Raw genomic sequence first — 12,878 nt, 5'->3', positions numbered from 1 at the left:
CACACCATCGGCTTGAGTAGCGCCCGCGTGTCCCCTAAGTCGCGGCCATGACCTCGACCAACGACATCCGCCGCAGCTTTCTCGATTACTTCGCCGCCAACGGCCACACGGCCGTGCAATCGGCGCCGCTGGTGCCGCAGAACGATCCGACGCTGATGTTCGTCAATGCGGGCATGGTGCCGTTCAAGAACGTGTTCACCGGCCTGGAATCGCGGCCGTATTCGACCGCGACATCGAGTCAGAAATGTGTCCGCGCCGGGGGCAAGCATAACGATCTCGACAATGTCGGCTACACCGCGCGGCACCACACGTTTTTCGAGATGCTCGGCAATTTCTCGTTCGGCGATTATTTCAAGGAACGCGCGATCACGCTCGCCTGGGGGTTGCTGACCAAGGAATGGGGCATTCCGGCCGATCGCCTGACCGTCACCGTCTATCATACCGACGATGAGGCGTTCGATCTGTGGAAGAAGATCGCCGGCCTGCCGGAAGAGCGGATCATCCGCATCGCGACCAAGGACAATTTCTGGGCGATGGGCGACAATGGCCCCTGCGGCCCATGTTCGGAAATCTTCTTCGACCATGGCGACCATATTCCGGGCGGCCCGCCGGGATCGCCTGATGAGGACGGCGATCGCTTCGTCGAGATATGGAACCTGGTGTTCATGCAGTTCGAGCAGGAGGCCAACGAGATCGTCGGCAACCTGCCCAAGCCGTCGATCGACACCGGCATGGGTCTCGAGCGCGTCGCCGCGGTGCTGCAAGGCGTCCACGACAATTACGATACCGACACGTTCAAGGCGCTGATCGCCGCCTCGGAAGCTCTGACTCACACCAAGGCGGTCGACGAGCAGATGGCGAGCCATCGCGTGATCGCCGACCATCTGCGCTCGTCGGGCTTCCTGGTCGCCGACGGGGTGCTGCCGGCCAACGAAGGGCGCGGCTACGTGCTCCGCCGCATCATGCGCCGCGCGATGCGCCACGCCCATCTGCTTGGCGCCAAGGATCCGCTGATGCACCGCCTTGTGCCGGCGCTGGTGGCCGAAATGGGGGCCGCCTATCCCGAGCTGATCCGCGCGCAGCCGCTGATCGAGGCGACCTTGCAGCAGGAAGAGAAGCAGTTCCGCCGCACGCTCGACAAGGGCCTCAAGCTGCTCGACGAGGCGACCGCGGGCATGGCGCAGGGATCGACGCTCTCCGGCGAGACCGCGTTCAAGCTCTACGACACCTATGGCTTCCCCTATGACCTGACCGAGGACGCTTTGCGCGCCCAGGGCCTGCAGGTCGACCGCGAAGGCTTCGACGCCGCGATGGCCGAGCAGAAGCGCGCCGCCCGCGCCGCGTGGAAGGGTTCGGGCGAGAAGGCGTCGGACGAACTCTGGTACGATCTGGTCGAGGAAAAGGGCGGCACCGAGTTCATCGGCTATACGTCGGAGGAAGGCGAGGGCGAGGTCGTCGCACTGATCAAGGGCGGCGCGCGCGTCGACAAGGTCGTTGCCGGTGACGAGGTCGACGTGGTGCTCAACCAGACGCCCTTCTATGCCGAGAGCGGTGGTCAGGTCGGCGATGCTGGACTTGCGACCAACGACAAGGGGCTGAAGGGCCGCGTGTTCGACACGCAGAAGCATCTCGGCCGGCTTTGGGCCCACCGGACGAAGATCGAGGCGGGCGAACTCGCGGTCGGCGATGCTGTCCACCTGGTGGTTGACGGCGAGCGCCGCAATGCGATCCGCGCCAACCACTCTGCGACGCACCTACTGCACGCCGCGCTGCGCGAACGGCTCGGCACGCATGTCGCCCAGAAAGGCTCGCTGGTCGCGCCCGAGCGGCTACGCTTCGACTTCTCGCAGCCGACCGCGATCGATCCGGCACGGCTGGCCGAAGTCGAGGCTGATGTGAATGCCTATATCCGTCAGAACGACGCCGTCTCGACCAGACTGATGACGCCCGAGGAAGCGATCGAGGAAGGCGCGATGGCGCTGTTCGGCGAGAAATATGGCGATGAGGTGCGCGTCGTGTCGATGGGCCGCGACGGGCAGAGGATCTATAGTCTCGAATTGTGCGGCGGCACGCACGTCAATGCGACCGGCGATATCGGCCTGTTCAAGCTGGTGAGCGAAGGCGCGGTGTCGTCGGGGGTGCGCCGCGTCGAGGCTTTGACCGGCGAAGCGGCGCGCGCTTATCTCGCCAGCCGCGACGAGAAACTGCGCGAGGCCGCTGCCGTGCTCAAGGCGACGCCGGACGAGGTGCCCGCGCGCGTCGCGGCGTTGGTGGAGGACCGCCGCCGGCTCGAGCGCGAACTGGCCGAAGCGAAGAAAGCGCTGGCACTGGGTGGCGGGGCTGGCGCTGCCCCGGCCGGTCCCGAGCAAGTCAATGGTATAAACTTCGTCGGCCAAGTGATCGACGGGCTCGAGGCCAAGGGGCTGCGCGGCGCGGTCGACGAGACCAAGGCGCGGATCGGCTCGGGCGTCGCAGTGCTGGTCGCGGTCAATGACGGCCGCGCGTCGATCGCGGTCGGCGTGACCGACGATCTGACGGCGCGTTTCAACGCGGTCGAGCTGTTGCGCAAGGCGGTCGAGGTCATCGGCGGACAGGGCGGCGGCGGCCGCCCGGACATGGCGCAGGGCGGCGGCCCCGACGGCAGCAAGGGCGACGACGCGGTCGCGGCGGTGAAGGCAGCGCTCGCCGGCTGATGCTGCGGACCGAGCCCGTTTCGGCGGAGACGCTAGCGGACTGGGCGGCGTTGCGTTTCGCGCTGTGGCCCGAAGAAGGGCTGATCGAGGAAGCGGCGGGCTGGCTGGCCACGAGCGATCCGAACCAGCGCAACCTCGTGGCGCGGATCGATAACGGAAGGGTCGTCGGTTTCGCCGAGGCGGCGCTGCGCCACGATTACGTCAATGGCACCTCGACTTCGCCCGTGGTCTTTCTCGAGGGCATCTATGTCTCGCCTTATCATCGCGGGCGCGGTGCTGCGGCGGCGCTGGTCGAGGCGATCGCCGATTGGGGCCGCGCGCAGGGCTGTACCGAATTCGCCTCGGACGCCCTGCTCGACGATGTCGACAGCCATGCCTTCCACCGCGCGGTCGGTTTTGCCGAGCAGGAACGCGTGGTGTACTTCTGCAAGCCCTTATGAAGCGTCGGCCTTTCGGACCCGCCGTAGCCGCGGTTCGCGGTCGAGGCCGGCTTCGTCCTTGATCGACTTGCGTAGCTCGTCGCGTTTTTCGTGAATCGAGGCGATCACCGGTCCCATCGCGATGCCCAATTCGACCAGGACCGCCTCGGACAATTGCAACGAGCTCTCCAGCGTTTCCGGCACGGCATCTGTGACGCCCGCGCGATAGAGCTCGGCGGCGTGGGAGGCATCGCGAGCGCGCGCCAGGATGGTCAGGTTCGGCACCCATCCGCGAACACGTTTCGTCAGATGCGCCGTCAGCACCGGGTCGTCCATCGTCAGCACCAGCGCCTTGGCGCGTCCGAGATTGAGGCGGTCGACCAATTCGCTCCGCGCGACGTCGCCGAACAATACCGAATAGCCGTCGCGCCGCGCCGCGTTGACCGTGTCGATATCGGCCTCGACCGCGATATAGGGTTGGCCGTGCTCGCGCAGCATGTCGGCGACCATCCGCCCGACGCGACCGAAGCCGATCACCACCGTACCCGGACCTTGTTCCGCGAGCTGGAGATCCGGTGCCAGCGTCTCGCGCGCTTCGAGCCGCCGCGCCACCGCATGACCGATCTCCGCCAGCGCCGGGGTCAGGGTCAGACCCAATGCCGTCACCGTCTGCCAAAAAGCGGCGTCTTGCTGCGCGATCAGCCCTGCGGCCGCTGCGGTGCCGAGCACGATCAGCGTGGTTTCCGACGGGCTTGCCATCAACAGGCTGGTTTCCGCGGCAACGCCGTTGCGCGCCTTGGATAGCTTCAGCAGGGCGAAAGTGACGATCGACTTGACCGCGACTATGCCGATCAACGCCAACACGAAATCTCCCCACCGGGCGAGCAGCGTCTCGAGACTGAGGCTCATTCCGACGGTGATCAGGAACACGCCGAGCGCCAGGCCCTTGAACGGCGCCGTGATCACCTCGACTTCGCTGTGATATTCGGTCTCGGCGATCAGCACGCCGGCGAGCAATGCCCCGACGATCGGCGAGAGGCCAGCGGCGGTCGTCGCCAGGCTGGCGACGATGACAACGAGGAGCGAGATCGCCAGGAACAATTCGGGGCTCTTGGTCCGCGCCGCCTGTGCGAACAGGCGTGGCAGCAGGAAACGGCCGACCAGGAAGATCGCCGCGATCGCGATCGCTCCCCAAATGAGGACGCTGACGATATCGCCGCCGCGCCCGCCCATCGCGCCGAGCCCGAAGATGATCGGGACCAGCGCCAGGTCCTCGAACAACAGCATCGCAAAGGCGGTCCGGCCGACCGCGCTGGTCGTGCCGGCGATCGGCAGCACCAGGGCGGTCGACGACAGCGCCAGCGCGAGACCGAGCCCCATGCTGCCGCCCCAATTGTCTCCACTGACGAACAAGGCGGCGCCGATCACCGCCGCGCAGCCGAACAATTCGGCCGCGCCGATCCCGAACACCGCACCACGCATCGACCATAAGCGCCGCAGCGACAATTCGAGGCCGATCGAGAACAACAACAGGGTAATGCCGAACTCGGCAAAGGGCTCGATCGCGTGCGCGTCGGATATGGTGACGTGGTAAAGCCAGGGATATTGGCCGACCAGCGCCCCGAGCCCTGCCGGTCCGACAAGTATGCCGACCAGGATGAACCCGATCACCGGACTGACCTTGAACCGTGCGAAAGCCGGGATCACGATGCCCGCCGCACCGAGAATCACCAGCGCGTCGCTGAACCCCTTGTTGTCGAGACCAATTGCCATGACGGCATCAAAGCAGGCCGAAGGGAGTTTGTCAGGTCATGACTGATGTCGATGTCTGCATTATCGGCGGCGGACCGGCCGGGATGGTCGCGGGATTGCTGTTCGCGCGCGCGGGCCTGAAGACGATCGTGCTGGAGAAGCACAAGGATTTCCTGCGCGATTTTCGCGGCGACACCGTCCATCCATCGACCTTGCGCATCTTCAGTGAGCTGGGGCTGCTCGACGAGTTGCTCCAGCGCCCGCATCAGAAGGTCGAGCGCCTGGGTGCGCGGATCGCCGGACGCGACATGCAGATCGTCGATCTGACGCATCTTCATGTTCCGGCGCCCTACATCGCCTTGATGCCGCAATGGGACTTTCTCGATTTCGTCGCCGATGCCGCACGACGATATCCGGCGTTCGACTTGCGTCAGAGTTGCGAAGGTGCCGAGTTGATCGAGGAGGGCGGACGCGTGATCGGGGTCAGGACGGCCGACGGCCAGGAGATCCGTGCGCGGCTGACCATCGCCGCCGACGGGCGCGATTCACGGCACCGCGACGGCTTGCCCGCCACCCAGATCGGCGCGCCGATGGACGTATTCTGGTTTCGCATCCCCAAGATCGCGCGGCCCGAGAACGACACGATGGGGGTGTTCGATACCGGCATCCTGTTCGTGCTGATCGATCGCGGCGATTATTATCAATGCGCCTTCGTCTTTCCCAAGGGCGGCGCCGAGAAGATCCGGGCCGAGGGACTCGATGCCTTCCGCGATCGGGTGCGCGCGATCGGACCGGAAAACGCGACGGTCGATCAGGGCGTGACCAGTTGGGACGACGTCAAGCTGCTCACCGTGACGGTTGATCGTTTGGAGAAGTGGGACCGGCCGGGCCTGCTCGTGATCGGCGATGCCGCGCACGCAATGTCGCCGATCGGCGGCGTCGGAATCAATCTGGCGGTGCAGGATGCGGTCGCGGCCGCCAATATTCTTGCCGCGCCGATGGCGGCGGGCGATGACCCCGACCCCTTGCTGCACGAGGTCCACGACCGTCGTATCCGCGCGGTCAAGCTAACCCAGGGGATGCAGAAGATGGTGCAGGACACGATCATCGCGCCGTTGCTGTCGAACAGCGAACCGCTCGACGGCCCCCCGCTCGCGGCGAAATTGCTCGACCGCATTCCGCTGCTGCGCCGCATTCCCGCACAAATCATCGGCATGGGTTTCCGACCGGAACATGTTCGGTCGCCCGAAGCCAAAGCGTGATTGTCCCACCCATGAAGGGGCGCTCGCTGACCTTAGACCGGGATGGCGCAGAGCTTTGGGAGGGCGCGGCGAGCCGGCATCTTTTCGCAATCATGCAGGCGGTCGAGAGCCAGCCTGCCGATCATGCCGGCATCCGCCTGACCGATATTCCGGCGCTGACCGATCTGCTCGACTCTCGAGGAGCTATCGGCGCGCTGGTGGCGCGGCACCTCGGCGCTAGGACGCGACCGGTGCGGATGATCCTGTTCGACAAGTCGACCGCCACCAATTGAGCGCTCGGCTGGCACCAGGATCGTACGATCGTCGTCCGGAATCGGGTCGAGGTGTCGGGCTTCGGGCCGTGGACGACCAAGGCGGGATTGCTCCACGTCGCGCCGCCGATCGATCTGCTCGAGCGGATGATGACGATCCGTATCCATCTCGATCGGGTGCCGGAGAGCAATGCGCCGCTGCTGATCGCGCCGGGATCCCACATTCTTGGACGGGTCAGGGAAGCCGAAATCCCCGCTATGGTGGAGCGTCTGGGCATGCACCGCTGCCTGGCAGAGGCCAGCGACATCTGGGCCTATGCAACGCCGATCCTGCACGCCTCCGACGCCGCGCGCGAACCAGGCCGTCGGAGGGTATTGCAGGTCGATTATGCCGCCGAGCACCTGCCCGGCGGCTTGGAATGGCTAGGAATCTAGGCGCTTACGCCCAGGCGGCCATGCGCTTCTCGAGATTCTCGCGCACCGCTTCGAAGAACTGCTCGGTGGTCATCCACGCCTGATCGGGTCCGATCAGCAGCGCCAAATCCTTGGTCATCTTGCCGCTCTCGACGGTCTCGATGCAGACCTTTTCGAGTTCCTCGGCGAAGCGCGTCACGTCGGGCGTACCGTCGAACTTGCCGCGATATTTGAGGCCGCCGGTCCAGGCGAAGATCGACGCGATCGGGTTGGTCGAGGTCGCCTTGCCCTGCTGGTGCTGGCGATAGTGGCGCGTGACGGTGCCGTGCGCGGCTTCGGCCTCGACGGTCTTGCCGTCGGGCGAGAGCAGGACCGAGGTCATGAGACCCAGCGAACCGAAGCCCTGCGCGACCTGGTCCGACTGGACGTCGCCGTCGTAATTCTTGCAGGCCCAGACGAACTCGCCGCTCCACTTGAGCGCCGAGGCGACCATGTCGTCGATCAGGCGGTGCTCGTAGACGATGCCCGCTTCCTTGAACTTGTCGGCGAACTCGGCCTCGAACACTTCCTGGAACAGATCCTTGAAGCGGCCGTCATAGGCCTTGAGGATGGTGTTCTTGGTCGACAGGTACACCGGCCACTTGAGATTGAGGCCGTAATGCATCGAGGCGCGGGCGAAATCGCGGATCGAATCGTCGAGATTGTACATGCCCATCGCGACGCCCGACGAGGGGAATTGGAACACTTCCTCCTCGATCCTGTCGCCATTGTCGCCGACCCAGGTCATGGTCAGCTTGCCCGGGCCGGGGACGCGGAAATCGGTCGCGCGATACTGGTCGCCGAACGCGTGACGGCCGACCACGATCGGTTTGGTCCAGCCGGGGATCAGGCGCGGCACGTTGGAGATCACGATCGGCTCACGGAAAACGACGCCGCCCAGGATGTTGCGGATCGTGCCGTTGGGCGACTTCCACATCTTCTTGAGGCCGAATTCCTCGACGCGCGCCTCGTCCGGGGTGATCGTGGCGCACTTCACGCCGACGCCGTATTTCTGGATCGCCTTGGCGCTGTCGACGGTGACCTTGTCGTCGGTCGCGTCGCGATGTTCGATGCCGAGGTCGTAATAATCGAGGTCGATGTCGAGATACGGCTTGATCAGGCGCTCACGGATCCATTCCCAGATGATCCGCGTCATTTCGTCGCCGTCGATCTCCACGACGGGCGTCTTCACCTTGATCTTCGCCATATCCGCTTTCCTGATGGGGGTTTTCGGTCGGGCCTCTAGGGTGAAGCGGGGAGGGGGGTCAAGCACCGTCCCCGCGTACCGCCTCGGGAGCCTGACTCGCTTGGCGCGCATTGTACCGCACAGGCAACACGGTTAGACGACGCCCCATGCCTTCACTCGATCCGCCGGAAATCGGCACGACCACCGTCAAGTGGCGCTTTCCGGCAATGCACCCGGAAGGGCGGCGCTATGTCATTATCGCGGCCGTCGCGACATTGCTGTCGCTGCTCATCTGGAAAGTCCTGTTCTGGCCGCTGGCGTTCCTGACGCTGGGCGTGGCCGCTTTCTTCCGCGATCCCATCCGCGTGACGCCGCGCGACGACAGCCTGGTGATCGCGCCTGCCGACGGGCTGGTGACGATGATCCAGCCGGTGGTGCCGCCCGCCGAACTCGACATATTGGGTACGGCGCCGCTGATCCGCGTCTCGATCTTCATGAGCGTGTTCGACGTCCATGTGAACCGCACGCCGATCCAGGGAATCATCCGCCGCGTCGTCTATATTTCGGGCAAGTTCCTCAATGCCGACCTCGACAAGGCGAGTGAAGAGAATGAGCGTCAGCACCTCGTCGTCGAGGGCAAGGATGGCCGGTTGATCGGGTTCACCCAGATCGCGGGCCTCGTGGCCCGTCGAATCGTCGCCTTCGTCAAGGAAGGCGACATGGTCGCGCCCGGCCAGCGCATCGGACTGATCCGCTTCGGCAGCAGGGTGGACGTATTCCTGCCAGCCGATACCGCCTGCCAGGTCATCCTTGGCCAGCGCACCATCGCGGGCGAGACGATCATCGGCCGGATTGGCGGCGAGACGATGAGCGGCGTCACCCAGTGAGACCGCCGCGTCCGCGACGCCTGCGACGGCCGACCACTGGCCTGCCGCTGCGCACGATCGCGCCCAACGCGCTGACTGCCTTGGCGCTGAGCTCGGGGCTGACGGGCGTGCGCTTCGCCATCGCCGGCGACTGGCAGATGGCGGTGGTGATGATCCTCGCCGCGAGCGCGCTTGACGGCGTCGACGGACAGGTCGCGCGGATGCTGCGCGGGACGAGCCGGTTCGGCGCCGAACTCGATTCGCTCAGTGATGCCATCTCGTTCGGGGTAGCGCCGGCGCTGATCCTTTATCTCTGGTCGCTCACCGACGCGCCACGCTTCGGCTGGATATGCGCCTTGCTGTTCGCGGTGTTTTGCGCGTTGCGGCTGGCGCGGTTCAATGCCCAGATCGATGCCACTGAACAGCCGCGTAAGGCTGCCGGCTATTTGACCGGTATTCCAGCGCCCGCTGGGGCGATCGGTGCGATGCTGCCGCTCTATCTATGGTTTATCACTGGAGAGCCCTGGCTGCGCTCGCCCTGGCTGGTGGCGCCATGGATGGCCTTTATTGCGTTCCTGATGATCTCGAGCATCGCGACGTACGGCTGGTCGTCGCTCAGGTTGAGGCGTAACATCCGCTTTGAGGCGTTGGCAGTAATCGTCGCGATCGGGGCGGCATTGGTTTCCGCGCCATGGCCGACATTGGCTGGAATTTGCCTGGTCTATCTCGCGCTGATCCCGTTCAGCGCGCGCAATTACGCGCGGATCAGGCGGCAGCGCGCCAATATGTCGGCTGGGCCGAAACCGGCCGCACCGTTACCCTGATCGTCGCCGCGGCGTGACGCGGCGGTAGCGGCGGAACAATCGATGCACGATTCTTGCCGGCAAGCGCGGCCTGAATGCTCGGCAATGCCGGGACGACGGTCGAATAAATGGTCGCGCCTGCCGCGAGTAGTGCACCGGCGAACATCAGGACGGCAACGAGCGTGAACATTGCGACTTCCCCTTTGGGCGGACCGCGATCCGTGTTGAACCAACCCTCGGTCGATTCAGATGTTCCGCGTCCTGTGGATGATCGCTGTATGTTCTGTTGATGTTCCTATCGTCAAGCGAAAAAGAGAACATAGAGTGAATATTATGGGTGACGCCGAGGTTCGGCCATCACAAAGCCTTTGCATGCTGGCCAACCGATGCCCTCAGGCCGGCGAACGGTTACCCGATCTTGGCTCGATCGTTTCGTCTCGTCGCTCGTGCCGGAACCTGACCGGCAAATCGATCCAGTCTCGCAAGCTGCGCGGTTGGTCGACCTCGGCCAGGCCAGTCTCCGGCCACTCATTTTGCGCGGGGAGCCACGCTGTCCCGAACAGGCGATCCCAGAGTGTCGTGAATGCCCCGAAGTTCTTGTCGAAATGCTTTTCTTCGAGCGAATGATGGATTCGGTGGAATCGATTGTCGCAGAAAAACACGCGCAACGGTCCCAGGGTGATCCGGGTCGGCGAGTGAATGAAGGACGCGTGAAGCTGAAGGATGATCAGCATCGCCGGAATGGTGGGGCCGGTGTCCGCCATGATCAGGCTCGCCGGCAACACCAGGAATATAGCCTGGAAGATCGGCTCGCTGACATGGTGAAAGGAATTGACCGCGTTCAGTTCCCTGATCGAGTGATGCACCGCGTGAAACCGCCAGGCGAGCGCGTGCTGGGCGCGATGGAACCAATAAAAGAAGAAGTCATAGACCAATGCGCCGGCGATAGGCGCCAAGACTATCGATAGGATGCCAGCCCAACTGAAGGACAGGGGTATCGTTACGAGTGGCGTGATCCCGATCGAGACCCAAAGATTATGTAGAGATTTGAAGACGATCAGATTGAACGGGACGTAGAACGCCCAGATCGCCAGCCCAACCCATCTCCGGCTCAGCGACTGCCTTTCGCGCGGAAATACAAGTTCGAGTACCGTCATCACCGAAAGGCTGAAGGCGGTGACGATCACCATTGGGCGCGCTTCGGCCCACAAAGTCGCGAGCAACGCCATTATCGTGGGCATCGGCTGGCAGCGTCGACAGTCGCGCAGGCATATGCGGTTCCGGCTTGCGGCTTTGAAACGAACATATGCGGGCTCTCGGGTGTGGTAGCCGCAATTACGGCTTCGTGATTACCAATTGGTTGCGATCGCGCGGGCGTTGGCGCCCGTTCCATGAAATCCAGGCGCCGATCGCGCTGCTGTATTCAGAAACATCTGGCGCCGTATCCTTCCTAAGGCAGGCCTCCAGCGCCTTTCCGCTTCGCGTCATCGAGAACGTAGACGTCGTAGCTTTCGTCCGTGACCGCCGGCGCAAAACGCGCGATCCGCACCGTCGCGGCGAGGAACTCTCGAACTTCCTTCGGATCGATCCGTAGCGGCCCGTAATATCCGCGATCGCGCTCACCCGCGATGATATTGGGGCCTAGACGTTCCGCGAGTACGATAACGATCGGCCGATGGGTCCGTGCGTGCAGATCCTGCGCGGTCGATAGGATCGTCTTGATCGACATGGTCGATATCGCGCTGTGCGAAAATATTATCGTGTTACCAAAACGATGTTCGCGGACGAAATAGATAGGGTTGCTGACATAATATGGGAGGGCTTCGACCATGGTGTCCGGATCGCCCATGACGATTGCGCTGCGAAGGCCAGGACGCGCCAGCAGGGCTGCCAGGTCACGGCTGCGGCTTTCGGGAATGCCGCTGGCAATTCCGCTGAATATGAGAACGCTATTGTACACCTGGAGTGCCAGCATCGCCATGAACGCTATCCCGCCTATCGTCGGTCTGTCCGGCGTCTCCGTCGGCCGCTTGTCTTCCGCGATCCAGACCATCGCTAGCAGGAATGCAATGAACAGCGACTGGTGCCGGTAATAGCCCGGATAGATCGTCTGGAAGACGAGCTCTAGCCCGACCAAGGCCGCCGCCGACGCGATCATCGCGCCGGGCGACGACCGCAAGCTTGCGATGCTGAGGATCAGCAGAATCGGCAGCAGGACGACCACCGGGACCAGACTGCGCATGTCCGCGGGCATCAGTTCGTCGAAATAGGGTCCGACATTCTCTACGAGCGAGATCAGGAATCCTGCGGTGCCGGATCGCCCCGGGGGCAGCATGGCGGCGGTGTCCACCGGCGGGTAGACCTGCCAGGCGCAGATTGCCGTGCCGATGAGGACGAGTGCCACTGCCGCAAAGAAGCTCGGCCACGACAGGCGATTGTTTTCGGGCCGTTGCTGGACGAGCTCCACGAACCAGAAAACCAGGAAGGCGCCGGCGAGGACGACCGAATGCACGTTCGTGTTGCACAGCAGGAACAACAGCGCCCCAATCGCCCCGGGCCGGTCGCGATAGCGCGGCCACGCCCAAGCCACCGCGAACAGGATGAGCATGCTGATCCCGTAATTGCGTGCGACCGCTACATATTCATATGTCGAAAACGCCCCGAAAAGCGCCAACGCCAGCAAGAGTGGACGAAACGGCGCCTTGAACGCGAGCAAGGCCGATGCCGCTGCGCCGATCGCAAAAGCGACAATGGGAAGTACGATAGGGTGCGGATAGATCGAAAGCGCGCCACGAAGAGTGATGTGCCAAAGCGCCGGATGGCCGAAACCGCGAATCTGGACGATCATGTCGGCAAGGCTGTGTCCGCGTTCGGCAAAGCTCAGTGCCCGGATTTCATCGCGCCACATTACGTGATGGGTAGCCGCGAAGGCGGCGAGGGTGAGCCACACGCACCAGAAGATGCCTCGAAGCAGGAGGGGCGTTGCCGCCTGGCGGTGCGAGGATGTCGGCTGCATGATCGCTATCAACCCTTATCGGAACAGCGTGCACGCTGGCCGCAGGACGCGTTGACATGGCATGATTAACGCTGCGTAAAGGTTGCCGTTGAGTAGCGGCTCCGCGGAGGTGGCTACCGCACCTGTCCGCGCCACTTGCCTTTGCTCGAACTTTGGACTAGGGCGCGCCCCTCAAAC

12 protein-coding genes are annotated in these 12,878 nt (G+C 63.9%); 7 read left to right on the top strand and 5 right to left on the bottom strand.

Annotation, left to right across the window (positions count from 1 at the left end; all coding sequences use genetic code 11):
- Nucleotides 1–47 precede the first annotated feature (47 nt).
- Nucleotides 48–2,693, top strand: a complete 2,646-nt coding sequence (gene alaS / locus Q0L25_RS08425; protein ID WP_296613297.1) for an alanine--tRNA ligase — start codon at nt 48–50, stop codon at nt 2,691–2,693.
- Entirely contained in the window at nt 2,693–3,133 is a 441-nt protein-coding gene (aac(6'), locus tag Q0L25_RS08420; RefSeq protein WP_296613294.1) for an aminoglycoside 6'-N-acetyltransferase, read from the top strand. The genes alaS and aac(6') overlap by 1 nt, the downstream gene beginning before the upstream one ends.
- Here aac(6') and Q0L25_RS08415 read toward each other — a convergent pair.
- Nucleotides 3,128–4,885: a cation:proton antiporter gene (locus tag Q0L25_RS08415; protein ID WP_296613292.1), complete on the bottom strand. Its 1,758-nt coding sequence runs from the start codon at nt 4,883–4,885 to the stop codon at nt 3,128–3,130. The two genes, aac(6') and Q0L25_RS08415, sit on opposite strands and share 6 nt — an antisense overlap.
- 38 nt (nt 4,886–4,923) lie before the next feature.
- Here Q0L25_RS08415 and Q0L25_RS08410 point away from each other — a divergent pair, with 38 nt between their 5' ends.
- The 3 genes from Q0L25_RS08410 to Q0L25_RS21790 all read left to right on the top strand — a co-directional run bounded on the left by Q0L25_RS08410 (nt 4,924) and on the right by Q0L25_RS21790 (nt 6,812).
- Nucleotides 4,924–6,126 (top strand): FAD-dependent oxidoreductase, encoded by a 1,203-nt coding sequence (locus Q0L25_RS08410; protein ID WP_296613290.1) that lies wholly within the window; start codon nt 4,924–4,926, stop codon nt 6,124–6,126.
- A 92-nt stretch (nt 6,127–6,218) separates the two neighbouring features.
- Nucleotides 6,219–6,398 carry a hypothetical protein gene (locus Q0L25_RS21795; protein ID WP_367184100.1) on the top strand — a complete coding sequence of 60 codons (180 nt, stop codon included), beginning with the start codon at nt 6,219–6,221 and terminating at the stop codon, nt 6,396–6,398.
- 51 nt (nt 6,399–6,449) lie between these two features.
- Entirely contained in the window at nt 6,450–6,812 is a 363-nt protein-coding gene (locus Q0L25_RS21790; protein ID WP_367184099.1) for a phytanoyl-CoA dioxygenase, read from the top strand.
- 4 nt (nt 6,813–6,816) lie between these two features.
- Here Q0L25_RS21790 and Q0L25_RS08400 read toward each other — a convergent pair whose 3' ends face one another.
- The gene (locus Q0L25_RS08400) at nt 6,817–8,037 is read right to left on the bottom strand and encodes an NADP-dependent isocitrate dehydrogenase (protein WP_296613288.1); all 1,221 of its coding nucleotides are present in this window, start codon (nt 8,035–8,037) and stop codon (nt 6,817–6,819) included.
- A gap of 146 nt (nt 8,038–8,183) precedes the next feature.
- Here Q0L25_RS08400 and Q0L25_RS08395 point away from each other — a divergent pair, with 146 nt between their 5' ends.
- Both Q0L25_RS08395 and pssA read left to right on the top strand, forming a co-directional pair.
- Nucleotides 8,184–8,903: a phosphatidylserine decarboxylase gene (locus Q0L25_RS08395; protein WP_296613286.1), complete on the top strand. Its 720-nt coding sequence runs from the start codon at nt 8,184–8,186 to the stop codon at nt 8,901–8,903.
- On the top strand, nt 8,900–9,706 hold the full coding sequence (gene pssA / locus Q0L25_RS08390) for a CDP-diacylglycerol--serine O-phosphatidyltransferase (protein ID WP_296613284.1): 807 nt from the start codon (nt 8,900–8,902) through the stop codon (nt 9,704–9,706). Before Q0L25_RS08395 ends, pssA begins: the two co-directional genes overlap by 4 nt.
- Here pssA and Q0L25_RS08385 read toward each other — a convergent pair.
- The 3 genes from Q0L25_RS08385 to Q0L25_RS08375 form a co-directional block, all read right to left on the bottom strand.
- Nucleotides 9,648–9,875, bottom strand: coding sequence for a hypothetical protein (locus Q0L25_RS08385; protein ID WP_296613282.1), 228 nt, complete (start codon nt 9,873–9,875; stop codon nt 9,648–9,650). The genes pssA and Q0L25_RS08385 overlap by 59 nt on opposite strands.
- A gap of 202 nt (nt 9,876–10,077) precedes the next feature.
- Nucleotides 10,078–10,926 carry a sterol desaturase family protein gene (locus Q0L25_RS08380; RefSeq protein ID WP_296613280.1) on the bottom strand — a complete coding sequence of 283 codons (849 nt, stop codon included), beginning with the start codon at nt 10,924–10,926 and terminating at the stop codon, nt 10,078–10,080.
- Between the two features lie 209 nt (nt 10,927–11,135).
- Nucleotides 11,136–12,701 (bottom strand): hypothetical protein, encoded by a 1,566-nt coding sequence (locus tag Q0L25_RS08375; protein ID WP_296613278.1) that lies wholly within the window; start codon nt 12,699–12,701, stop codon nt 11,136–11,138.
- Between the last annotated feature and the right edge of the window lie 177 nt (nt 12,702–12,878).

The sequence above is a fragment of the Sphingomonas sp. genome, from assembly GCF_024508665.1.
In the GTDB taxonomy this organism is placed as follows: Bacteria; Pseudomonadota; Alphaproteobacteria; order Sphingomonadales; family Sphingomonadaceae; genus Sphingomonas.
The sequence above is the reverse complement of the archived record's forward strand: the minus strand, read 5'-3'. Positions and strand labels throughout refer to the sequence as shown.

Coding starts and splice junctions, on each gene's coding strand:
- Q0L25_RS21795 (WP_367184100.1), top strand. CDS start 6,219: ATGCAGGCGGTCGAGAGCCAGCCTGCCGATCATGCCGGCATCCGCCTG.
- Q0L25_RS08400 (WP_296613288.1), bottom strand. CDS start 8,037: ATGGCGAAGATCAAGGTGAAGACGCCCGTCGTGGAGATCGACGGCGAC.
- alaS (WP_296613297.1), top strand. CDS start 48: ATGACCTCGACCAACGACATCCGCCGCAGCTTTCTCGATTACTTCGCC.
- Q0L25_RS08415 (WP_296613292.1), bottom strand. CDS start 4,885: ATGGCAATTGGTCTCGACAACAAGGGGTTCAGCGACGCGCTGGTGATT.
- Q0L25_RS08410 (WP_296613290.1), top strand. CDS start 4,924: ATGACTGATGTCGATGTCTGCATTATCGGCGGCGGACCGGCCGGGATG.
- Q0L25_RS08395 (WP_296613286.1), top strand. CDS start 8,184: ATGCCTTCACTCGATCCGCCGGAAATCGGCACGACCACCGTCAAGTGG.
- Q0L25_RS08380 (WP_296613280.1), bottom strand. CDS start 10,926: ATGCCCACGATAATGGCGTTGCTCGCGACTTTGTGGGCCGAAGCGCGC.
- Q0L25_RS08375 (WP_296613278.1), bottom strand. CDS start 12,701: ATGCAGCCGACATCCTCGCACCGCCAGGCGGCAACGCCCCTCCTGCTT.
- Q0L25_RS08385 (WP_296613282.1), bottom strand. CDS start 9,875: ATGTTCACGCTCGTTGCCGTCCTGATGTTCGCCGGTGCACTACTCGCG.